Source organism: Methylocystis sp. MJC1 (assembly GCF_026427715.1).
Lineage (GTDB): Bacteria > Pseudomonadota > Alphaproteobacteria > Rhizobiales > Beijerinckiaceae > Methylocystis.
In genome coordinates this window covers 84,299-107,080 of sequence record NZ_CP107558.1, presented here as the reverse complement: position 1 = coordinate 107,080, position 22,782 = coordinate 84,299, and the positions used below count along the sequence as shown (strand labels likewise).

18 protein-coding genes are annotated in these 22,782 nt (G+C 64.2%); 5 read left to right on the top strand and 13 right to left on the bottom strand.

Features of this window, described 5'->3' with window-relative positions; genetic code table 11:
- Nucleotides 1–76 precede the first annotated feature (76 nt).
- Nucleotides 77–949, top strand: a complete 873-nt coding sequence (locus tag OGR47_RS00515) for an undecaprenyl-diphosphate phosphatase (RefSeq protein WP_165049679.1) — start codon at nt 77–79, stop codon at nt 947–949.
- A gap of 245 nt (nt 950–1,194) precedes the next feature.
- Here the strand turns inward: OGR47_RS00515 and OGR47_RS00510 are convergent, their stop codons facing one another.
- The 4 genes from OGR47_RS00510 to OGR47_RS00495 all read right to left on the bottom strand — a co-directional run bounded on the left by OGR47_RS00510 (nt 1,195) and on the right by OGR47_RS00495 (nt 6,269).
- Nucleotides 1,195–2,370, bottom strand: a complete 1,176-nt coding sequence (locus tag OGR47_RS00510) for a site-specific DNA-methyltransferase (protein WP_165049663.1) — start codon at nt 2,368–2,370, stop codon at nt 1,195–1,197.
- A 141-nt stretch (nt 2,371–2,511) separates the two neighbouring features.
- Complete coding sequence (locus OGR47_RS00505; protein ID WP_165049661.1) at nt 2,512–3,123, bottom strand: ribonuclease HII; 612 nt, start codon at nt 3,121–3,123, stop codon at nt 2,512–2,514.
- Nucleotides 3,124–3,235: 112 nt separating this feature from the next.
- Nucleotides 3,236–4,354, bottom strand: a complete 1,119-nt coding sequence (locus OGR47_RS00500) for a PA0069 family radical SAM protein (protein ID WP_165049659.1) — start codon at nt 4,352–4,354, stop codon at nt 3,236–3,238.
- Nucleotides 4,355–4,835: 481 nt separating this feature from the next.
- Complete coding sequence (locus OGR47_RS00495; RefSeq protein ID WP_165049657.1) at nt 4,836–6,269, bottom strand: homospermidine synthase; 1,434 nt, start codon at nt 6,267–6,269, stop codon at nt 4,836–4,838.
- Nucleotides 6,270–6,416: 147 nt separating this feature from the next.
- Between OGR47_RS00495 and OGR47_RS00490 the strand changes: the two genes are divergently transcribed.
- Nucleotides 6,417–7,403 carry a CHAD domain-containing protein gene (locus tag OGR47_RS00490; RefSeq protein ID WP_165049655.1) on the top strand — a complete coding sequence of 329 codons (987 nt, stop codon included), beginning with the start codon at nt 6,417–6,419 and terminating at the stop codon, nt 7,401–7,403.
- A 126-nt stretch (nt 7,404–7,529) separates the two neighbouring features.
- Here the strand turns inward: OGR47_RS00490 and OGR47_RS00485 are convergent, their stop codons facing one another.
- The 3 genes from OGR47_RS00485 to OGR47_RS00475 form a co-directional block, all read right to left on the bottom strand.
- Nucleotides 7,530–11,000, bottom strand: a complete 3,471-nt coding sequence (locus OGR47_RS00485) for an acyl-[ACP]--phospholipid O-acyltransferase (RefSeq protein WP_165049652.1) — start codon at nt 10,998–11,000, stop codon at nt 7,530–7,532.
- A gap of 85 nt (nt 11,001–11,085) precedes the next feature.
- A complete protein-coding gene (locus tag OGR47_RS00480) occupies nt 11,086–11,367 on the bottom strand; it encodes a YiaA/YiaB family inner membrane protein (protein WP_165049650.1) in 282 nt (93 codons plus the stop codon).
- Nucleotides 11,368–11,438: 71 nt separating this feature from the next.
- A complete protein-coding gene (locus tag OGR47_RS00475; protein WP_165049648.1) occupies nt 11,439–12,131 on the bottom strand; it encodes a PspA/IM30 family protein in 693 nt (230 codons plus the stop codon).
- Between the two features lie 244 nt (nt 12,132–12,375).
- On the opposite strand from OGR47_RS00475, the gene OGR47_RS00470 reads away from it, so the two are divergent.
- The 3 genes from OGR47_RS00470 to OGR47_RS00460 all read left to right on the top strand — a co-directional run bounded on the left by OGR47_RS00470 (nt 12,376) and on the right by OGR47_RS00460 (nt 14,212).
- Nucleotides 12,376–13,002 carry a TetR/AcrR family transcriptional regulator gene (locus OGR47_RS00470; protein ID WP_165049646.1) on the top strand — a complete coding sequence of 209 codons (627 nt, stop codon included), beginning with the start codon at nt 12,376–12,378 and terminating at the stop codon, nt 13,000–13,002.
- Between the two features lie 40 nt (nt 13,003–13,042).
- The gene (locus OGR47_RS00465) at nt 13,043–13,783 is read left to right on the top strand and encodes a sulfite exporter TauE/SafE family protein (RefSeq protein WP_165049644.1); all 741 of its coding nucleotides are present in this window, start codon (nt 13,043–13,045) and stop codon (nt 13,781–13,783) included.
- A gap of 210 nt (nt 13,784–13,993) precedes the next feature.
- Complete coding sequence (locus OGR47_RS00460) at nt 13,994–14,212, top strand: hypothetical protein (protein WP_216697871.1); 219 nt, start codon at nt 13,994–13,996, stop codon at nt 14,210–14,212.
- Between the two features lie 2 nt (nt 14,213–14,214).
- Here OGR47_RS00460 and OGR47_RS00455 read toward each other — a convergent pair whose 3' ends face one another.
- The 6 genes from OGR47_RS00455 to glgX form a co-directional block, all read right to left on the bottom strand.
- Nucleotides 14,215–14,796: a DsbE family thiol:disulfide interchange protein gene (locus OGR47_RS00455; protein WP_165049640.1), complete on the bottom strand. Its 582-nt coding sequence runs from the start codon at nt 14,794–14,796 to the stop codon at nt 14,215–14,217.
- The gene (gene ccmD, locus OGR47_RS00450) at nt 14,793–14,951 is read right to left on the bottom strand and encodes a heme exporter protein CcmD (protein ID WP_165049638.1); all 159 of its coding nucleotides are present in this window, start codon (nt 14,949–14,951) and stop codon (nt 14,793–14,795) included. The genes OGR47_RS00455 and ccmD overlap by 4 nt, the downstream gene beginning before the upstream one ends.
- Nucleotides 14,948–15,718: a heme ABC transporter permease gene (locus tag OGR47_RS00445; protein ID WP_165049636.1), complete on the bottom strand. Its 771-nt coding sequence runs from the start codon at nt 15,716–15,718 to the stop codon at nt 14,948–14,950. The genes ccmD and OGR47_RS00445 overlap by 4 nt, the downstream gene beginning before the upstream one ends.
- A 153-nt stretch (nt 15,719–15,871) precedes the next feature.
- A complete protein-coding gene (locus OGR47_RS00440) occupies nt 15,872–17,233 on the bottom strand; it encodes a S41 family peptidase (protein WP_165049634.1) in 1,362 nt (453 codons plus the stop codon).
- The gene (locus OGR47_RS00435) at nt 17,230–18,585 is read right to left on the bottom strand and encodes a murein hydrolase activator EnvC family protein (RefSeq protein ID WP_165049632.1); all 1,356 of its coding nucleotides are present in this window, start codon (nt 18,583–18,585) and stop codon (nt 17,230–17,232) included. Before OGR47_RS00435 ends, OGR47_RS00440 begins: the two co-directional genes overlap by 4 nt.
- 52 nt (nt 18,586–18,637) lie before the next feature.
- Entirely contained in the window at nt 18,638–22,756 is a 4,119-nt protein-coding gene (glgX, locus tag OGR47_RS00430) for a glycogen debranching protein GlgX (RefSeq protein ID WP_165049630.1), read from the bottom strand.
- Nucleotides 22,757–22,782 lie beyond the last annotated feature (26 nt).

Sequence of the window (22,782 nt, the reverse complement as noted above, 5' to 3'; positions counted from 1 at the left end):
AACCACAACCGCGCATGGTCAATATTCCGTGGCGCCCACGCGCGGAGCCCCCGCGCCCCATTCCGGCGGAGAGAAAATGGCGACGGCTTGCACCAATGGTCTCGATACGGGTTTCGTCGATCTCGGCTATATGAAGGTGGCGGCGCTCGGAGTCGTCCAAGGCATTTCCGAGCTGCTGCCGATCTCCTCGACGGCGCATATGCGCATCGTGCCCGCGCTGCTCGGCTGGAAGGACCCCGGCTCGGCTTTCTCGGCCGCCATGCAGCTCGCAGCGCTCGCCGCGGTGGTCAGCTATTTCTGGGGCGACATACGCGCGTTAGCGATTGGCTCCGTTGGCGCAATTCGGCGGCGTGATTTCAACGACTGGACCTTCCGCTTCGTCCTTTGGATTGGCTTCGCGACCGTGCCGATCGGGCTTGCCGGGATTCTGCTGTCGCATACGCTCAACACCTGCGGCTCGCCGCTGCGTTCGCTTCCGGTCATCGGCATTTCCTGCATCGTCATGGCCGCTCTACTCGCGCTCGCCGAGCTTTACTGCAATCACAAGCGCACGCTCGACCATGTGAGCCTGAAAGACGCCTTGATCGTCGGCTTCGCCCAGGTCGGCGCGCTCATCCCCGGCGTATCGCGCTCGGGCTCGACGCTGACCGCGGCGCTCTTTCTGGATCTCAAGCGCGAAGAGGCGGCGCGTTTCTCCTTCCTGCTCGGCCTGCCTGCCATCGCGCTTGCCGGCGTCAAGGAGCTATGGGAGCTGCACAAGGCGCATCTCGATTTTCACGGTTGGTCGGTGCTGTCGCTCGGCCTCCTCGTGGCGTCGATCTCGGCCTTCGCGGCGATCTGGACCCTGCTGCGCATTCTGGAGCGCTTTTCGGCCTGGCCCTTTGTCGCCTATCGCGCCTTCATCGGCGTCGTGCTGCTCGTCGGCTTCTACGGCGGGTTCCTCGTCTAGCGAATGGACCGCACGCCTCCGGGAAGCGCTTGTTTGTTTGCAAACCGCCGAGGCGGCCACACCCTTCGAGACGCAAGCTCCTCAGGATGAGGACTATAAGCAATCTGTCGCAGTTATAGAAAGCCCCTCATGCTGAGGAGCCTGCGCAGCAGGCGTCTCGAAGCACGAGGGGCGTCGACACTACTTTCAGCAATCTTTTGAAAGGCGGGGCTGAAGGCCGGCGGTCCAACAAGGGGGTCGGTGCTTTATTCCGCGGCCTCGCGGAGCGACTCGCGGGCCTGGGCGCGCAATTCGTCGATTGGCGCAAGGCGGCCGTTCGTCTCGTAATGCCAGAAGGTCCAGCCATTGCACGCCGGTAGGCCCTGCGCCAGCGCGCCGGTCTTGTGGATTGAACCCACGAAACCCGAAAGCGAGACGGCGCCGTCGGGGCGCACAATGGCCGTGTGGCGTCTTTTGACGTCCATCAACACCGCGCCGGGCGCGATCATACCCGCTTCGACGAGGCTCGCAAAGGCAATGCGCGGTTCGGCGCGCTTGGATGGCGCAAGCGCCACCGCGTCTTCGGAAAGCGGCTCGACGGCGGCGATGCGCGCGGCCGCCGCCTGCGCATATCCGTCTTCGCGCTCGAGCCCGATGAAATCCCGGCGCAGACGTTTCGCGACCGCGCCCGTCGTGCCAGTGCCGAAGAATGGATCGAGGACGAGATCGCCGGGATTGGAGGCGGACAGGAGGACCCGCGCGAGCAGCGTCTCCGGCTTTTGCGTCGGATGCGCCTTGCGGCCTTCAGAATCCTTCAGGCGTTCGGAGCCCGTGCAGATCGGCAAGAGCCAATCCGACCGCATCTGGCAATCCTCATTGCCGGCCTTCAACGCTTCGTAATTGAAGGTGTAGCTCTTCACCGCAGGGTCGCGCGCGGCCCAGATCATCGTCTCATGGGCATTGGTGAAGCGACGCCCACGGAAATTCGGCATCGGATTATTCTTGCGCCAGACGATGTCGTTGAGGATCCAGAACCCGAGATCCTGCATGATCGCGCCGACGCGAAAAATATTGTGATAGGAGCCGATGACGAAGATCGTGGCCGTGGGCTTCATGACGCGTCGGGCGGCCGCGAGCCACTCACGCGTGAAGGCGTCATAGGCTGAGAAATCCGCGAATTTGTCCCAGTCGTCGTCGACGGCGTCGACGACACTCTGGTCGGGACGCGTCAGTCTATTGGCGAGTTGGAGATTGTAGGGCGGATCGGCGAAGACGAGATCGACGCTCTCCGAGGGCAGCGTCTGCATCAGCTTGGCGCAATCGCCGCGCAATATCGTATTTCGAGCAGGCTGCGCGTGGAGCGGCTCCGCGATGGATGTCCCGGTACGCGTGACCTTTATCCGGGATTTGAGGCGGGCCGCCCCGACGCGCGCGCTACTCATGAACTCAACACCACATACGCTACCAACAGTTGCGAAGATGCCGGATCGAGGTAAAGGCCGCGTATAGGAACGGTGTTGGGAGGCGTCTCTTTTTCGGACGGAAATCTTAATGAAATAAGAAACTTAGCTTTAAGGTTTCGTTTATACTTTCTCGCGGAGCGGCGAGAAGCTCATGCGATGTGCGGGGGTTGGGCCGTTCTCCCGTAGCGCTTCGAGGTGGCGCGGCGCCGCATAGCCGACATTGGTCTCGAATCCGTAGCTTGGATAATGTGCGGCAAGTCGCCGCATCATTGCGTCACGCGCCACTTTTGCGACGATAGACGCGGCGGAGATAGAGAGAGTCGAGGCGTCGCCCTTGACGATTGCGCGACACGGGCAAGAAAGCCGCGGCGGGTCGGAGCCGTCGACCAGCACATAGGCGGGCGCGTGAGACAGGGTGGCGACTGCGCGAATCATTGCGGCGAGCGACGCTTGTCGGATGTTGATGACGTCGATCTCAGCGGGCGTGACGAAGGCGATGCTGACGGCGATCGCTTTTTCCATGATCCGCTCGAAAGCGGCTTCCCGTTCCTTCTGCGTCAGGGCTTTGGAGTCGTCCAAGCCGCGCGGTAGCCGCTTCGGATCGAGAATGACTGCGGCGGCGGCGACGGGCCCGGCGAGCGGTCCACGTCCGACTTCGTCAACGCCGGCGACAGGCCAGATGCCCTGCCGGTGCAACCGGCCTTCAATGCGGAAGTCGGGGCCGGCGCTCATTGCGCGACGCCAGAATGACAGGGCCAGGAACGATTAGGGTCTCTCTTGCGCATGGCGGTCAAAAAAGCGGTTGGTCGTCTTATTGGCAATGAAAAATTCGCGGCTCTCCCCTTCAAAAGAGGCTGAGCTGCTGCGGACCCCGGCGCGGCGGCTCGAAGAGGTCGGTGCGCAATTTGAAGGTCGAGCTCGAAAAGCCGAGTCGCTTGGCCGCAAGCTCGAAGCGGCGGCCGAGCATCCACGCATATGGCCCCTCCCCGGTGAAGCGTTTGCCGAAGGTTGGGTCGTACAGCTTGCCGCCGCGCGTCGAACGCACGAGCGACAGGGCGCGGCGTGCCTTGTCCGGAAAATTAGCGACCAGCCACTCGCTGAAAAGATCGCGAACTTCGAGAGGCAGGCGCAGCATGATGTAGCCCGCTTCACGCGCGCCCGCCGCGTGGGCGCGGGTGAGGATCGCCTCGATCTCGTCGTCATTGACGGCGGGAATGATCGGCGCCGCCATCACCGCGACCGACACGCCGGCGGCGGCGAGCTTTTCCATGGCGTCGAGCCGGCGCTCGGGCGTGGCGGCGCGCGGCTCCATGATCCGGGCGAGGCGCGCATCGAGCGTCGTCACCGAAAAAGCGACCTTGGCGAGCCCGTCTTGCGCCATCGGGGCCAGAAGATCGAGATCGCGCAAGACGAGCGTCGATTTCGTCACGATTGCGACCGGATGTTTCGCGCGCGCCAGCACTTCCAGAATAGAGCGCATGATGCGATGGCGCTTTTCCGAAGGCTGATACGGATCGGTGTTCGTTCCGATGGCGATGACTTTCGGCGCGTAGTTTTGAGCCGAGAGTTCGCGCTCCAAAAGCTGCGCCGCGCCTTCTTTTACAAAAATTTCGGTCTCGAAATCGAGCCCAGGCGAGAAGCCCATATAGGCGTGGGTCGGGCGCGCGAAACAATAAACGCAGCCATGCTCGCAGCCGCGATAGGGGTTGATCGAGCGGTCGAAGGCGATGTCGGGAGAATCGTTCTTCGTGATGATCGAGCGCGGCTTCTCGACGTGGATATTGGTCTTCAGCGCCTCCAGGGTCTCGAGCGAGCCCCAGCCGTCGTCGGTCTCTTCGCGGAGTTCCTTCTCATAGCGGCCGCTGCGCTTGGAAAGCGAACCGCGCCCGCGCCGCCGTTCGGGCTCGACCAGCGCGCCGATTTGCGCCTGCGCATCCGTCGAGATTTCAGCGAGCCGACCCATGATCCACTCCCGACAAAACGGCCCCTAAGGGGAGGCCGGCGGGACCGGCCTCCCGTGATCGCGACTTTGGGGACTCGTTGCCCCGCTGCGGCTCGACCTGCCGAAGCGGAACATAGCGCGAATAAGGAACAAATAAAGAACAATCTCGGCGCATGCAAGAGGGTTTAAGATGAAGTTAAGCCTCGGGCGGCGGGGATGAGCACGTCCCGCTTTGGACGGCTCGCATCGGAGTTTTCCCCCGGCGGGCTGGCGGGCCAGCAGGGATCAAAAGCAGACGAGCGCCGTCATTGCGAGCGAAGTGAAGCAATCCAGGAGCCGCAGTGGCTGCCCTGGATTGCTTCGTCGCTTTGCTCCTCGCAATGACGGCGGGTGGTCGTTCAGGATTCCCGGTAGGGCCTTGAGAATTCAGACAAAAAAGAGGCAGCGCTCGCGCGCCGCCTCCATGCGTTTCGTTGCGAAGTCGAGGGCGTGACGCCGGCGATCAACGCACCAGAATATTCTTGAACTGCCAGGGATCGCTCTCGTCGATGTCCTCGGGGAACAAGCCGGGGCGGCCTTCCAGAGGCGTCCAGTCGGTGTAATAGCCCTTTACCGGCCCGAGATAGGGCAGCTGCACTTCGAGGCAGCGCTTGTAGTCGACCTCATCCGCCTCGACGATGCCGGCTTCCGGATTCTCCAGCGCCCAGACCATGCCGGCGACCGCGGCGGAGGACACCTGCAGGCCGGTCGCGTTCTGATAAGGTGCGAGATCGCGCGTCTCTTCGATCGAGAGCTGCGAGCCGTACCAATAAGCATTCTTGGCGTGGCCGAAGATCAGCACGCCAAGCTCGTCGATGCCGTCGACGATCTCGTTCTCGTCGAGGATCTTCCAGCTCGGCTGCATCTTGCCGGCCGCGCCGAAGATTTCGTGCAGCGACAGAACGGCGTCATTGGCCGGATGATAGGCGTAATGGCAGGTCGGGCGATAGGCGACATTGCCCGCGCCGTCGCGCACGGTCAGAAAATCGGCGATCGAGATCGCTTCATTGTGCGTGACAAGGAAGCCGAATTGCGCGCCCGGCGTCGGGCACCAGCTGCGCACGCGAGTGTTGGCGCCGGGCGAGAGCAGATAGATCGCTGCGCCGCAGCCGGTGGAATGCGTGCGGCCGATGTCCGGCAGCGATTTCTCATGCGTGCCCCAGCCGAGCTCGGCCGGCTGCATGCCCTCCGAAACAAAGCCCTCGACCGACCAGGTGTTGACGAAGACATTCTGCGGCTTGGGGCCGCGCGCGCGCTGTGTGTCGCGTTCGGCGACATGGATGCCCTTGACGCCGAGCTTTTGCGCCAGCGCGCCCCATTCGGCGCGGGTCGTCGGCTCCTTGTCGAAGACGCCCGTGTCCTTGGCGATGTCGACGAGCGCCTGCTTGACGAACCAGGACACCATGCCGGGATTGGCGCCGACGCAGGAGACGGCGGTCGTGCCGCCCGGGTTCTTGCGGCGCTCTTCCAGAACGGTCTCGCGCAGCGCGTAATTGGTGCGGGCCTCATTGCCCATGTTCTTGTCGAAATAGAAGCCCGGCCAGGGCTCGATGACGGTGTCGACGTAAAGCGCTTTCAGCTCGCGGGCGAGCTTGATCATGTCGAGCGAGGAGACGTCGACCGAGAGATTCACGATGAAGGCCTGTCCGCCGCCGTTCGTCAGAAGGGGCGTGAGCACTTCGCGATAGTTCTCGGGGGTGAGCTTTTCTTGGAGAAAAGCAATGCCGCGTTCATCGAGCAGCCGGCGATGCGTATCGACCGGATCGATGACGGTGAAGCGGCTCTTGTCGAAGTCGAAATGGCGCTCGATCAGGGGCAAGATGCCGCGTCCGATGGAGCCGAAGCCGATCAGAACGATCGGGCCGGTGATTTTGCCATAGACGGGCCATACGGACATTTACTCTTGCCTCCTTGTGCGAATGGTGCGCCGCGATAAAGCAGGCGCGGGCGTCTTAATCAAGTATGGCGACGCTTTATTGCTGCGCCGCACTTGACCTGATGCGCCCGACAACCAAAATCTTCGGCAATTCCGACAGGAGCAAGCATGGAACGGCCCGCGCCCCATGGCGTCTCTCCCGAGGCGATCGCCCCGGCCGCGGACCTGCGTCTCGAGCCCGTCATGCCGGCAGGGCCACAGAAGGCCCGGCCTGTGAAGCTGCTTGCAACCGACTCTGTCGAGGACGCTGCGGTCTGCGTCTTTTCGTCGGCGCTCGACCACTTCGAGGCCAATGCGCCCGTCTTTCTGGCTGATGAGTCGGCCGAAAGCGTCCATCAGATGCGCGTGGCCCTGCGGCGTTTGCGGGCGGGGATCGGGACGTTCCGCGACGCGCTGTCGGGCTCTGCCCTCGCGGCCGCGCGCGATCGGGCCAAGGCGCTTGCGGGCGTTCTCGGACGGGCGCGCAATTGGGACGTGTTTCTCGACATGCTTGCGGAAGGCCCTGGCGAAACGCTCCAGGGCGATGCGAGTTACGAGGCGCTTCTCGCCGCGATCGAAACGCGCCGCATAATCGCCTATCGCGCTGCGCGCGCGGCAGTCGAGGGCCGGAAGGCGCGCGCTTTTCTTGCCGATTTTCGCGAGGCGATCGCCAAGCGCGAGTGGACCGCGCAGCCTCAGGCGCGCGAAGAGAGTTCGGCGAAGGACTTCGCGGCAGCGGCGCTCACGAAGCTGCGCAAGCGCGTTGTAAAGAAGGCCAAGGGTCTTGCCGATCTGACGCCGGAGGAGCGGCACCAGGTGCGCATCGCTCTCAAAAAAGCGCGCTATGGCGCGGAGTTTTTCGAGAGCCTGTTTTCAGATGCCGATGACGCCGAAGAATTCTCCGCCACGCTCGCGGAGATGCAGGACGGGCTCGGCGATTACAACGACATGGAGACGGCGAATACGCTGCTCGACGAGATCGACGCCGAGGGTGGCGACGCTCTGCGCGCCTCGGGCTTTGTGCGCGGCTGGTTCGCCCATGCGGCGCAGGCCGGCGTGGCGCATGCGAAGAGGAGCGAAAAGCGGTTGAGGAAGCTTGAGCCGTTTTGGGAGTAGCGCATTGCCCCCTCCCTGACCCTCCCCCGCTTTACGCGAGAGAGGGAGCAGTCGCGGGCCCTCTTAGACGATGTTGATCGTGAGCGTCCCCTCTCCCGCAAAGCGGGAGAGGGTCAGGGAGGGGGTTCACCCCACAACCGCGACATTCCCATCAATCCGCCCCAGCACTCCGTTGGGCAGACGCGGCCCGCCGCCGAGATAGCGGTTGCGGTCGCGCACCATTTTCGTCACCGCCGCGAAGTCGAGCTTGCCCGAGCCCAGCAGCGGCACGTGCTCGACGACCATGATCTCCGCCGGGATCGACAAATCCGACGCCCCCTTTGATTTGGCGTAGGCTGCGAAATCGGCGCGCGTCGCGTCCTTCTGCTGGGTGACGAGCACGATACGCTCGCCCTTGCGCGGGTCGATCTCGGTCGCCGCCGCGGAGAGCGCCTTGGGCCAGAGCTCGGCGGCGAGCTGCTCAATGGCTGCGAGCGACACCATTTCGCCGCCGATTTTGGCGAAGCGCTTGGCGCGGCCTTTGATCGTCACGAAACCCTGCGCGTCGATCGTGACGATGTCGCCGGTGTCGTGCCAGCCGTCCTCCGGCGCCTGCAGCACGCCGGGCTTGTCGGCCATGAGATATCCCATCATCACATTGGGGCCGCGCACGAGCAGGCGGCCGCCTTCCTCGACGCCCGGCACGCTCTCGAGCTTGACCTCGACGCCCGGCATGATGCGGCCCACGGTGCCGAATTTATTGAACATCGGCGTGTTGAGCGCGAGAACCGGCGCCGTCTCGGTGACGCCATAGCCTTCGAGGATTCGAACGCCGAATTTTTCGCTCCAAAGGTCGCGGGTCGATTGCTTCACCGGCTCCGCGCCGGCGACGACATAGCGGATCGAGCGGAAGTCATAGGCGTGGGCGCTGCGCGCATAGCCGGCAAGGAAGGTGTCGGTGCCGAAGAAGATCGTGGCGTTTGTGTCGTAAATCATCTCCGGCACGATGCGATAATGCAGCGGCGAGGGGTAGAAATAGACCGGCACGCCGGAGATGAGCGGCAGCATGAAGCCGATCGTCAGCCCGAAGCAGTGAAACACCGGCAGCACGTTGAACACCTTGTCCTGGCGGCCGAAGTCGATGCGCGCCGCCGCCTGCGCGGCGTTGGCGAGCATATTGGCGTGCGACAGCGCCACGCCCTTGGGCGCGCCCTCCGAGCCGGAGGTGAAGAGCACGGCGGCCATATCGCCCGCGTTGCGCGCGACGACCGGCTTTTTGAAGCGCAGAAAGGCGTTCAGTCTGTCGAAAGAAGTGACGCCCGCTCGCATTTCTTCGAGATAGACGAGCGTCACTTTCTCTTCGAGCGCGGCGACGAGCTTCTCGAGCTTGCCCTTCTCGATGAAGGCGCGCGAGGTGAGAATGGTTTTGACGCCGGCCGCTTCGCAGCCGGAGAGAATATTTGCGGCGCCGGCGGTGAAGTTGATCATGGCGGGAACGCGCCCGGCAGACGTCACCGCGAGGAAAGTGACGCCCGCCGCATTGGCGTTCGGCAGCATGATCCCGACGCAATCGCCCGCGCTATCGATCTTCGCGATTTTTTCGCCGAGCGCGCGTGCGCCGATGAGAATCCTTTTGTAGGTGAGCGCGCCGCTCAGCGGGTCTTCCAGCGCGATGCGCGATAAACCATGCTTGTCGCCCGCCCGCACGACGGCCTCGAAAATCGTCTCGTCCTGCTTGGTCGTGCGGAAGATCAGATCCGACATGATCTGATAGAGCGCCGCGCCCGCCGCCATGCGCCGGGCCTTGCCCTTCAATTCCTCGTCGACCGTGAGGCGCACGGGCTCCTGCATGGTGAGGGTGAATTTGGGGAAAAGGCGGCGGCGCGCCTGTTCGCGCGTCAGGCGCGAGAAGATGGTCGCCTCCGGGCCCTCGATCTTTACCGGCAGAACAAGGCTGCCGGATTTTTCCGCAATGAGCCCGGCGCCGTCATAGACCTTCATCAGCGCGCCGGTGACGGTGAGACGCCCCTCGGGGAAGATCACGAGAGACTCGCCCGCCTTCACCGCGTTGATGAGCGTGCGCGTGCCGAGCGGCTTCGCGGGATCGAGCGGAATGGCGCGGGTGAGTTTGAGAAAGGGCTTCACCCACCAGCGCTGGGAGATACCGTGGTCGATGGCGAAGACGGGGTCTTTGGGCAGCACGGAGAGGATCGCCGCCGCATCGAGGAAGCTGACATGGTTGAGGGCGATGATCGGGTTGGGTCCCGCCCTCTCCAGATTGTCGAGCCCCTTCACTTCGAGCCGGTAGAAGGACCGAAAAATAATCGATAATAAGTCGAGGATCGGATTCTTCACCACGGCGTAGCGAATCCAGATCGCCGACAGCAGAGCGACCGCGCCCATGCCGAGGAAAAGCTGCGCCAGGGTCACGCCCTGCGCCTGCAGAAAAGCGACGCCGGCGCCGCCCGCGGCCATATAGGCGGCGTTATGGACATTGACCGCCGCGACGGTGCGGGCGCGCTGATCCGCCGGACTCTGCGCCTGTATGGCGGCGAAGGAGGGCACGATCATCAGCCCGCCGGCGAGGGCGAGCAGCGCGAGGGCGAGCGAGGCGCGCAGCGCGCCGGGCTGGTTGAAATAATCGGCGATTCCGAGCGTGGGGCTTTCCGCCGCGAAGCGCGAGAGCTCGGCGACGCCAAGATCGAAGGACGCGATGGCGACGAGGGCGGCGCCGATTGCGGCAGGCAGCAGGACGATGCGGCCCTTGAGCAGAAAGGCGGCAAGCCCCGAGCCCGCGCCGATGGCGACGGCGAAAATCGTCAGATGGAGCGTGACGACGCTCTCGGCGCCATGCAGAGACTGCGTGACGAGCGGCGGCATCAGCGACATGGCGATGGAGCCATAGAGCCAGAAGAGGCTCGTCACTGTCGTAAGTCTGCGCAGCGACCGCTCGGCGCGCAGCGCCTTCATCAGCCTGAAGGTCGAGCGGAAGATATTGGCGTCGATCTTGAGATCCGCCGCCGCGCTTTGCGTCGAGGGGATGAACCAGGCCGCGGCGTAGCTCGCAAGCGCCACCGCCATGACGCCGCCCACAAAGGCGAGGGCGCCATAGGCCTCGTCATGCGCCTGCATGGCGAGGCCGCCGGCGATGGTGCCGGCGAGAATGGCGAGAAAGGTCGCGCTCTCGACGAGGGCGTTGCCGGCCGGCAGCTCCTCGCGCGTGAGATGATCCGGCAAAATGCCGTATTTGACCGGGCCAAACAGCGCGCCGGTGACGCCAAAGAGCGCGAGCGCCACAAAAAGCGTCGTCACGTCCGAGAAATAGAAACCCGCGGCCGAAAGCCCGGCGACGCCGATTTCGGCGAGGCTCAGGCGGCGCGCGATGGTCGCCTTGTCGAATTTATCCGCCATCTCGCCCGCGATCCCCGAGAGCAGGAAGAAGGGCGCGATGAAAATGGCGCCGGCGAGCGTGACGAGAGACGCGCCCTTTTCGCCGCCGATCTGCGCGAGGATCATCAGAACCAGCGCATTCTTGAGGAAATTATCGTTGAAGGCGGCGAAGAACTGGCGCCAGAAGAGCGGCGCGAAGCGGCGGGTGGCCAGAAGCGATTGCGACATGGCGGTCAATCCAAAGGGCTGGGCCGGCGAAAATTGAACAGAGCCTGTTAAGGATCGGTCAAGACCGCCGGCCGATTACGAAAATCTACGCGGAGACGCCTTTGGAGACGTCCATCAGAAGGCGCTCGGTCTTGGCGTCCTCTATGCGGTTGAGCAGCTTTTCCGCCTCGACATTGTCGCGGATCGTCTTGGTGAGGATGATGCAGGATTGCACGAGCATCACCACGCCCATGATGAGAAAGCCTTTCATCCAATGGTCGATCGGCATGACGAAGACGCCGCCGCCCACCATCAGCGCGGCGATGCCAAAGGAAACATACGAGAAGCCAACGAAGGCGGCGGAATGTTTGATCGGTTGCGCGGACATTTTCGATTTCCTTTTCTACCGGTATTGTAGTTGGGGCCCTTGCTTTCAGGAGACGAGGCCGGCGGGCGGGCTCATGCCACGCCGGCCTTTTCTTTCAGCCTTGCCAGGACATCCGCCGCGCGCGGCTTCACCGGTGGGCCGAAGCCGGCGTCGGCGAGGGCCGCGTTGAGGTCCTGGGCTTTGTCGTGGGCGTCCAGATCATCGAGAGCAGCTTCGGCGGCGCGGGCTTCCGCCTGCCGTTCACGCAGCCGCGCCAATGTGGCTTCAGCCTCCGAAAGGGTCGATTGACCGCAAGGCGCCTCTTCGAGCCTTCCGCGACGGGCGACCCGGACAGCCTCGGCCGCGCGGGCGATCCGCCTGCCGCGCTCCAATTCGGCAAGGCGGGCGGATTGGTCGCGCAGGTGACGTTCGAGGCTCTTGATCTCGGCCGAGAACAGCGCGCGGGCCTTTTCGGCCGCCTTCGCGTCACTTTCGAGGTCTGCGATATTTTCAGCGGCTTTCCGGGCGAGGTCCTCGCGCCCGGCCTTCAAGGCCTCGACGGCGCGGGTTTCAATCTCGGCGATCTGCGCCCGCGTCGCGTCGAGCTTGCGCACCTCGGTCTTGTCCTGCGCGCTCGCTAAAGCGAGCGCCTTTTTGGCGCGTTCCATCGCCAGGGCGGCGTCGCGCATTTGTTGATCGAGGATGGCGAGCGCATGGCGGTCGGCGAACCGTTCCTCGGCGTCGAAAGCCTTTCCCCGGAGCAATGTGACGACGGTCTTTAGCATTCGGGTTCTTCCCTGAGCGTGGCTGAACAACGTTCACACACCCCTCTTAGCACCTCTGTGAACAGCGTTCAAGAAAACATTGAACGCGGCTCGGGGCTGTGCTCTAGGACATGCGCAAGTCTGGAACCGCTCAATAGGTTGCGCGGTTTTGAAACACCGGAAGAACGCCGCTCGCCTCCACGCGGCGCCTTCCCGACCATTTCTCGCCGCGGCGGCAGCCTGGCGGCCTCGAAAGGAAGATCCGGTGAGCGAGACCAGAACCGAAGCCGGAACGCAGCGACGCCTAAAGCTCAGGGAGCGCCTGCTGGATGTTGCCCGCCATTCCGTCGCCGCGCGCGGGCTCGGCGGGCTCAAGGCGCGCGATCTGGCCTCCGAGGCCGGTTGCGCGCTCGGCGCGATCTACACGGCTTTCGACGATCTCGACGAGCTGATCTTGCGCGTCAATCTTTCGACGCTGGAGCGGCTGGCGGACTCGCTGGATGAAGCCTTGAGCCGCGCGAACCCTTCCGACGCGCTGCAGGCGCTCGCCCGCGCCTATCTGGATTTCGCCCGCCGCGAGGAGCCGAGCTGGCGCGCGCTTTTCGAGCATCGCCTTTCGGGGGGCGCGCGGGTCCCGGATTGGTATGCCGACGAACGCAACCAATTATTCGGGCGCCTGGAGGCGCCGTTGGCGGCGCTCTTGCCCGATTGTGACGAAAAGTCCCGCGCGCGACTGGCCCGCACGCTTTTCTCGGCGGTCCATGGCGTCGTGGCGCTCGGCCTCGAAGGGAAGCTCGAGGAGACGCCCGCCGAGGCGCTCGACGCACAATTGGAGACACTGGTGCGCCTCATCGCCGCCGGTCTTGCACAAGAGGTGACCCATCATTCCTGAGCCGCTTGCCATGCGGCCTGGGACCTGACATAGCCCCTTTATGGCCTACCTTCTGCTTTTCGCCGTCGCGACCTGGGCGGGCGCGCAAAATGCGCTTGCGGGCGGCGGCTCCTTCCTCATTTTGCCGACGCTGATGTTCACCGGCATGGACGCCCTTGCGGCGAACATCACCTCCTGCGTCGCGCTCTTTCCGGCCCAGGTCGCAACCGGCTGGACGGGACGCAGCCACGCCAAAGGCATCGGCGCGCTCACTTTGGGCTGGCTTTTTGTCATCAGCATTATCGGCGGCGCCATCGGCGCAGTCATCCTTTTGGAGACGCCGCGCGGCCTTTTCGCCCGGCTCGTGCCCTGGCTCGTGCTTTTCGCGACGGGGCTGTTCGCCTGGGGCAGTTTCTTCCGCCGGCCCGGAGAGGCGGATGGCCATCTTTCTCCCGCCGGCGCCGGCTTCATTCAATTTCTCATCGCCACCTATGGCGGCTATTTCGGCGGCGGCGCCGGGTTCCTGATGGTTGCGGCGCTGACCATGGCCGGTCAGGCGGTGCGCATCGCCAGCGCGACCAAAAACGTGCTCGCCGGCGTGATGAACGCGTCGGCTGTCGTTATCTTCTTGTTTTCGCCAGATCTTCACTGGGAGCAAGCGCTCGTCACGGCGGCGGGGGCGACGATCGGCGGCGTCGGCGGCGCCCACCTGATTCATCGAATAGACGAGAAAATCCTGCGGATTTTCATCGTCGTCATCGGATCCATGCTGACGGTGGGGCTTTTCCTGAAGGCGCCGTAAGGCAAAGTGCTACCGCTATTTAGCGATTTTCTTGAGGAAGGCGTAAACGGCTTTTGGGGTATCATTGCTGTCTTGCCGAACTGCTTGCCGCGAGACGCCATGGCCGCCGCCTTCTCGGACAGATCCCGACAGCAGACCGCTGCCCTAAGGGACAGGCGCGCCGCTCCGCGGCTCAAGTCATACGCGGATGTCTGGGCTGATCCGGGCGGAATGGAGCCGGCGATTCCCTGCCGGATCGTGGACATCTCGACGACGGGCGCCAAGATCGACGGCTTGGGCGCGACCTTGCCCGATAGCTTCATCCTCCACGCCGGCAATGCGAAACACGTCGTCCGGGTGGTCTGGCGCCGCCAAACGCTGGTTGGCGTGGAATTCCAGAAGGGATCGAAACTGCCCCGCGACGGCGCGCGCCTCTCGGAGCGGCGATAGGCTTATTTGCCCATCGCCTTTTCGATCTCCGGCAAGAGCGTTGTTGCGACCGCCGACGGCGACAATGGCCCGACGAATTTATAGGCGATGGTTCCGTCGCCCTTGATCACGAAGGTCTCCGGCACGCCATAGACGCCGAAGCCGATCGCGGTGCGTCCCGCCGGGTCGACGCCGATGCGCTGGAAGGGATTGCCGCCCGCCTGCAGGAAACCCAACGCATTAGCGGGCTCGTCCTTATAGGAGAGGCCGTAGATTTCGACGCCTTTTTCCTTCAGCGCCTCGTCCCGCGCCATGGCCATCAGCACGGGATGTTCCTGCCGGCAGGGCGCGCACCAACTGGCAAAAATATTGACGACGCTGACATGGCCCTTGCGCAGGTCTTCGGTCGAAAGGCCGGGCGTGTCCTTCAAGCCATCCAGGGCGGGAAGGTTGAAGGTCGGCGCGGGCTTGCCGATCAGCGCCGAAGGGATGCGCGACGCGTCGCCGGTAAAGAGCCGGATGAGGAACAGCGCCGCGAGCAGGGCGAAAAGGATGAGCGGCAGAAAACGCAGCGGCGAACGCTGGGCGATGACGGGTTCGCTCACGCCGCGCCTCCTTCATCCCGCTGGCCCTTGGTGCCGAAGCGGGCAAGCTCTGCCTTCAGGCGCCGGTAGTCGAGGATGATGCGCGCGGCGCTGCCGCCGATCGTCAGAAAGGCGATCGCATAGGCGAGCGCCACAAAAATTTGATGTTCGCTCATTGCGCAGCCTCGAGCGTGGGCGCCTCGCCTTCGTCCCGAGCCGCCTCCTGCAGCGCCTGTAAAGAGAGGCGGGCGAGGCGGCGGCGCAGGATTTCATTGCGGATGGCCATGAAATGCAGGGTCAGGAACAGGAGCGTCCCGGCGAGGGCCATGACCAGCAGCGGCCACAGCATGGAGCCCGAGATCGTCGGCCCGCCGATGCGAAAGACGGAAGCGGGCTGATGCAGCGTGTTCCACCAATCGACCGAATATTTGATGATGGGAATGTCGATAGCGCCGACAAGCGTCATGATGGAGGCGATGCGCGCGCCGCGCGGGGTGTCGTCCATCGTCTGCCGCACGGCGATGAGGCCGAGATAGAGCAGGAATAACACCAGCATCGAGGTGAGCCGGGCGTCCCACACCCAATAGGTCCCCCACATCGGCTTGCCCCACAGCGAGCCGGTGACGAGGCAGACGAAGGTGAAGGCCGCGCCGAGCGAGGCGGCGGTCTTCTGCGCGGCGTCGGCGAGCGGATGCTTCCAGACCAGAACGCCGAGCGACGCCGAGGTCATCACCACATAAGCAAAGATCGCCAGCCAAGCCGACGGCACATGGATATACATGATCCGCACCGTCTCGCCCTGCTGGTAGTCGGGCGGCGCGGTGAAAGCGCCGTAGAGCCCGACGGCGAGCAGAATGAGCGTCAGGCCGGAAAGCCAGGGCAGGACAATGCGCGCAAAATTGAGGAAGCGCGTCGGATTGGCGTAGTCGAGGATATTCGGCATCGAGAACGTCGGATCCTTCGATAATCGCCCGCTGTCATTCCCGACGCGCGAAGCGCGATCGGGAAATCAGAGCAGCGGCGCTCAACCCCCAGAAATGAGAAAGCGGACCCCGCTTTCCCGCAGCGCCCGCTTCTTTAGCCCTGTCCGCCCCGCTTAATTGGCCTTGGTCGGGGCTTTTGTCGAGTCCTTGGCGACTTCCTTGGTCTGCTCGGCCATGATCTGCGCCCGGGACTTGCCATGCAGCAGCTCGATCGCCGCGTTCAGCTGCTTGTCCTTCTTCTCGTCCGGAGGGACATAGGCCTGCGAGCCCGTCTTCTCGTCGTCGCCATTCTTGAGATGGCCCTTGAGCGAAGCCTCGCCCTTGGTGTCGTCCTTGCCCTTCAGCTCGTCCGGCACTTCCTGCAGGATCTGCATGTCGGGATCGATGCCCTTGGCCTGGATCGAACGGCCCGCCGGCGTGTAGTAGCGCGCCGTCGTGAGCCGCAGCGCGCCAGCCGCGCCGCCGAGCGGGATAATGGTCTGCACCGAGCCCTTGCCGAAGGAGCGCGTGCCGATGAGCGTCGCGCGCTTATGATCCTGCAGCGCGCCGGCGACGATCTCGGAGGCCGAGGCCGAGCCGCCGTTGATCAGCACCACGACCGGCTTGCCCTTGGAGAGATCGCCGGGGCGGGCGTTGTAGCGCTGGGTCTCGTCGGCGTTGCGGCCGCGCGTCGAGACGATCTCGCCCTTGTCGATAAAGGCGTTGACCACCTGTATCGACTGGTCGAGCAGGCCGCCCGGATTGTTGCGCAGGTCGATGATATAGCCCTTGAACTTGTCGGCCGGGATCTCCTGCTGCGCCTTGGCCATCGCATTGCGCAGGCCGTCCGCCGTCTCCTCGTTGAACTGGGAGATGCGAACATAGGCGATGTCATTGTCCTGGGTCCGCGAGCGCACCGATTTGATGTGAATCTCGGCGCGGGTCATCTTGACCTCGATCTTGTCCTTGTCCTTGCCGCGGTAGACCGTCAGCTTGACCGGCGTGTTGATCTGGCCACGCATTTTGTCGACGGCCTGATTGAGCGTCATGCCCTGGACGTTCTCGTCGTCGATGGCGCCGATGAGGTCGCCGGACATGATGCCCGCGCGCGAGGCCGGCGTGTCGTCGATCGGCGTGACGACCTTCACCAGGCCGTCTTCCTGCGTGACTTCGATGCCCAGACCGCCGAACTTGCCCTCGGTCTGGGTCCGCATGTCCTTGAAGCCCTTGGCGTCGAGATAGCTCGAATGCGGATCGAGCGACGTGAGCATGCCGTTGATGGCGTTTTCGACGAGCTTCTGCTCATCGGGCTTCTCGACATAATCGGCGCGGACCTTGTCGAACACGTCGCCGAAGAGGCTGAGGAATTTATATGTGTCTGCGGTGGTCGCGGCGGCGGCCGGCGTGCCGATCAGAGCGCGGGCCTGTTGGCCGAGCGTCGCGCTTCCGGCTCCGATGGCGATTCCGGTTGCGATTAGAGCAGTTTTGCGAATCATCCGCCGACCTTCCGACTGTCTGACTTGGCCCACCATGGGCTCGAGTCGATCGAGTTACCGTCCTTGCGGAACTCGACATACAAAATGGGCTGTTTCGCGCCGATCGCGACGGTTGCGGCCGTCTGCGCGGCTCCGTCTCCCATGCTGGCCACCGGCTCGCCCGCCAGGACGAATTGTCCGACGTTCACATTAGAGCGATTCATGCCGGCCAGGACGACATAATAGCCGCCGCCTGCGTTTAGGATCAAGAGTTGTCCGTAGCTCCTGTAAGGTCCTGAGAACAGAACCCAGCCGTCGCAGGGCGCGACCACGACGCCATTGTCCCGGGCGCCGATGTAATAGGCTTTTTCCTTGCCGCCGAAACCGTCCGGCGCGCCGAAGCGCTTGAGCACCAGCCCCGCCACCGGGAAGTTCAGCTTGCCCTTGAGATCGCCAAAGGAAACCGCAGGCGCAAGGCGCGCAGCATCCTTGAAGGGCGCCGCCAGCGCCTTGCGGCGCTGCTCCTCGCTGAGCTTCGCCTGCGCCGCCGCTCGCTCCTCATCGGCCTTGCGCGCGGCCTCGGCCGCCTTGCGGGCCGCTTCGCTTTCGGCCTCCATGCGCGTGATAAGATCTTTCAGGCTCGACGCCTGGCGCGCCAAAGTCGCCGCGCGCGCGGCCTCCTTCTGCATCGCAGATTGCGCGGTTTCGATCGCCTCCTGTCGCATGGCGATCAACTCGCCGAGCCGCGCGCGCTGCTCCGAGAGCCCCTTCTTTTCTTCGGTGAGGCGGTCCTGCTCATGGCGGGCGATTTCGCGAAGACGGACAAGCTCGGCGAGGTCGCTCTGCAGAGCGCGCGCCTCCGCGCGCATTTGCGGCAGCATATCGCCCAGCGCCAGCGAGGCGCGAAGCGCGTCGAGAATATCCTGCGGGCGGGCCAGGAGCGCCGGCGGCGGGCGCCGGCCCATGCGCTGGAGAACCATCAGCACCTGGCCGATCGCGGCGCGGCGGCTTTCGAGCGAGTCGACGATTTTCTTCTCGTCGCCCGCGAGCTTGGCGAGCCTTTCCTCGATCTGGGCTGCGTGCTCTTCCGTCTCCTGCAGCCGGCCGGTGGCGTCGAGCAGCACTTTGTTGAGATTTTCGCGTATGGCGGCATGCGCGGCGAGCTCTCCCTCGAGCTTCTTCGCCCGCTCCCTCGCCTCGTCTATCGTGGTCTCGACCCCGCGCAGCTCCAGGCGCTTGGACGAAAGATCAATTGGATCGGCGGAGTTTACCGGTTTTTCCTCCGCCTGCGCGGAGACGGCGGCAGCCAGCGACAGCACGATGAAGAGACCGCGCCCCTCGCCTGTTCGCAATTGCTCATTCGCCCATCCCATGCGCGCTTAAAGGCCCCTGTTTTGTGGATTGCCGAGACTATGCCGACTCAATCTAGACCGAAATGCGGCGAATCCCAGCGATGATCGCCGCCGCGCGGGGCGCGGAGAAAAGCTTTTCCACCGAAGGGCCGAGCTTGCGCCGCCAGTTCAGCCGCTCAACGTCTGTACCGGGAAGATTGACGGCGACGCTTTCACCAGCCAGATCATCGAGCTGCGCCATGGCGAGCAGGGACGGCGCGCGGGCGACGAAATGATGGAGCGCCATCGCGAGCGCGTCGTCGAACGCGACATCTTCCGCAGCGGCGTCGAACAGGCCTTCGCCGCGCAAGGCGTCGAGCATCGCGCGCTTGTCTTTTGCGCGGGCGACGCGCTCGGCCGTCGCCGCTTCAGAGGTGAGAATCGCAAGCCTTTCCTTTTCGTCTATATCCACGCCGCGCCACCAGCCTTCCAGCGTCGGAAGATCATGGGTAGAGACGCAAGCCATGGCCTTTACCGGATATTCGCTCGGCTGGATGAAGCTTTCACCGGCGCGTTCGAACCAGACGACGCGATAGCTCAGCACAGCCACCGCCTCCAGCCGTTCGCGGAAGCCCCAGGGCAGCGTGCCGAGGTCTTCTCCGACGACCATGCAGCGCGCGCGCTGACTCTCCAACGCAAGCTGCGCCAGCAAGGTCTCGAGTGGATAGGAGACATAGGCGCCCATGGCGGCCTTCTCGCCCTCGGGCACAAGAAAAAGCCGCGCCAGCCCCATCGCGTGATCGATGCGCAACGCCCCGGCGTGACGCATATTTGCGCGCAGCAGCTCCGCAAAATCCGCGCCGGCGTCTTTCTCCACCGCCAGCGGGTCGGGCGCCGGCAACCCCCAGCTCTGGCCCTCGCGGCTGAAGGGATCGGGCGGCGCGCCGATGGAGAAGCCGCTCAGGAGGCGAGAGGCCTTGCTCCAACTTTCGGCGCCGTCGGGCGCGGCGCCGACGGCGAGATCGCGGCAGACGCCGAGCGAAAGGCCCGCGTCCCGCGCGTCTTGCGCCGCTTGTGCGAATTGGCGATCGGCGATCCACTGCAGGAAGCGATGGAAGAGGATGCGCGTTGCGTGCTCCAGAGCAAAAGCGGCGAGCGCAGTTGGCGCGCCGTCGCGCAGCTCCTGCGGCCAGTGGCGCCAATCTGCGCCGCTGCGCGCTTCGCTGATCGTTTCGAACAAAGCAAAACGCGTGAGCGCCTCGCCGCGGCCCACGACGAATTTCGTGAAATCGGCCACGAGCGCGTGGTCTTGCTGCCGATGCGCAAGCGCATCGAAACGCGCGAATGCTGTTTCGAGCGCCTGCTGTTTCAACACATGGACGGCGGGATAATCGACCATGTCGCGCGTCGACAGCGCACGCGCGGTTGCTTCGTCGAAGCCGTCGCCAAGAAGGCTTTCGAGATCGATGTAGAGCGAATCGAGAAAGCGCCGGTCGGACGGGTAATAGGGGCTCGCGCGCGAACGATCCTGGAAAGAGAGCGCATGTAGCGGATTGATCGCGACCAGCGCCGCGCCGGCCTCGGCACTGTTTCGCGCGAGCCGCGCGAGCGTCGTGAAGTCGCCGATCCCCTGATCGCCGTCGCGACGCAAGGAATAGAGCTGCGCGGAAACGCCGAAGCTGTGCTGATCCTGCGGCAGATAGCAATGCGCGGGCGAAACGATCAGATGGCACGCAAGGTTTTCTTGTTCCCCGTGCAAAATATACCGACCCGATGGGAGCGCCGGCAATTGCGCGCGATATCCATGATTGATGCGGCCATCAACGCCGCGCCATGCATAGGGCGAGAGCGCCGAGAGTTTAACGTTGCGCTCATCGCGCCCGGCTTCATCCCATAAGACAAGATGCCATGGCGTGCGCCCATCAGGGGCCGCCAAGCGCAGATTAATTGATTCTCCGTCGCGCGCGACGGCGTGATGCGGAAGCGCGCGTCGATCGCGCATCGCGGCGAGGCGAGCGAGGCTGTCTATCGCTTCGGCGCGACTCTGCGCCGGCAAACCGAGGCGTTGCAGAAGATTTAAGAGCGTCTCGCGCGGAACGTCATGCGCCACGCCGTCGACGTCGCGCCAATGCGCCGAGACTCCGGCGGCTTCGGCAAGACGCACGAGCATGGCGTCGTCTACGCGAGCAGGCGCGCGGCGCGCGGCGTTTTTTTCCTCGACGAGAAGCAGGACGCTACGCGCCGACGCCGTCAACCTGTCCGAAACGCTCAGACCCATGACGCTGTCAGAAGCGTCGAAAACCACGCGCCACTCATACCCGTCGCGCGCAGGGGGCGGCGTTACCTCCAAAGGCGAAGCGCCCCGGTGGAAGATCGCGAGAACGCGGTCGTCATTCGCATAGAGAGACGCAATGAGCGCTTCGGCGCCGCCGCGTCGCCAATCCTCGTCACGCATCGGCGCGCCGTCGGCGCCGAGCCATTCGACGTCGGGAAGAAGGGCGCCGTCATGCGCGCCGCCGTCGAGAAAGCGATCGTCACGCAGGGCGACATGCGCCTTGCGCAGCCTTGTTAACCGCGCAGCCGTATCGATCAGCGAAGGATCGGCCGCCGCCCAATCGATCCAGCTTGTTTCATTGTCCTGCGCATAAGAATTGTTGTTGCCCCTTTGCGTATGGCCCAGCTCCGCGCCCATGGAGAGCATGGGCGTTCCGCGCGAGAGCAGCAGCGTCGCCAAGAGATTGCGTTGGTCACGCAAGCGCGCCGCACAGATGCTCGGTTCGTCGGTCTCGCCTTCGGCGCCATTGTCCCAGGAGAAATTTTCGTTCGTTCCGTCTTGGCTGTTCTCGCCATTCGCCGCATTGTGCTTGCGCGCATAGGAAACGAGGTCGCGCAGCGTAAAGCCGTCATGGGCGGTGATGAAATTGACGCTGCGAGAGGGGCCGCGGCGCGGGAAGAAATCCTGCGAGCCGGCGAAGCGGGTCGCAAGCTCCGCCACGCCCACAGCGTCGCCGCGCCAGAAGCGCCGCGCGCAATCGCGATAGCGGTCGTTCCATTCGGCAAAGGCGGCCGGAAAATGCCCGAGCTGATAACCGCCGGGGCCCATATCCCAAGGCTCGGCGATAAGCTTCAAGTCGCGCAGAATCGGGTCCTGCAGCAGCGCAGCGAGGAAAGGCGCGTTGCGGTCGAAGCCCGAGGGAAGACGCGCCAGCGTCGTCGCGAGATCGAAGCGAAAGCCGTCGACGCCGCCATAGATTGCCCAGGCGCGCAGCGCATCCATGGCGAGACGCACGACAGGCGCGCGGTCGAAGGCAAGGATATTGCCGCAGCCGGCATCGTTCACATAGCGGGCGCGATCCTCGGCGAGGCGGTAATAGCTCGCATTGTCGAGGCCGCGCAACGATAGCGTTGGCCCCAATTCGTCGCTCTCGCCCGTATGGTTGAAGACGACGTCGATGATAACTTCGAGGCCCGCCGCATGCAGCGCGTCGACCGCTTCGCGCACCTCGCGCCATCCGCCCGGCGCGAGACGCGGATCGGGGGCCATCAGGGCGATGGGGTTGTAGCCCCAGTAATTCCTGAGGCCCAGCGACGGCAGATGGCGCTCGTCGATCCAGGCGGCGCCGGGCAAGAGCTCGAGCGTGGTGACGCCAAGCTTTGTGAAATGCGCGATGGACGCCTCATGCGCGAGGCCCGCAAATGTGCCGCGCAATTGCGGCGGCACATCCGGGTGCATCGCAGTGAAGCCCTTAACGTGCATCTCATAGATGATCGTGTCGCGCCACGAATGGCGTGGGCGCGAAGGCGTCGCCGCTTGTGGGCGCGTCATCACGCCTTTGGCGACGAAAGGCGCGCTGTCTGCCTGAGCGGCCGCGCCGGATGCGAACATGCATTCATGCAGCGTAGTCGCGCGATCGAGCAGGAGCGCGTAAGGATCGATGAGAAGCTTCGCGCCATTGAAGCGATGGCCCTCATGCGGGGCGTCAGGGCCGTAAGCACGCAGGCCGTAACGCTGGCTTTCTTTCAATCCTTCGAAATGTCCGTGAAAGACGTCGCCGGTTTTTGCCGGGAGCCGAACGCGCTGCGTTTCGGCGCCGCGCTCATTGAAAAGACAGAGATGAATTTCTTCGGCATGGGCCGAGAAGACGGCGACATTGGCGCCCGTATCGTCGAGCGTGACGCCGAATGGTTCCGGGGCGCCGGGGGAGATGCGCATCAGGCCCCGTCCCCAGCCCTCCCCCG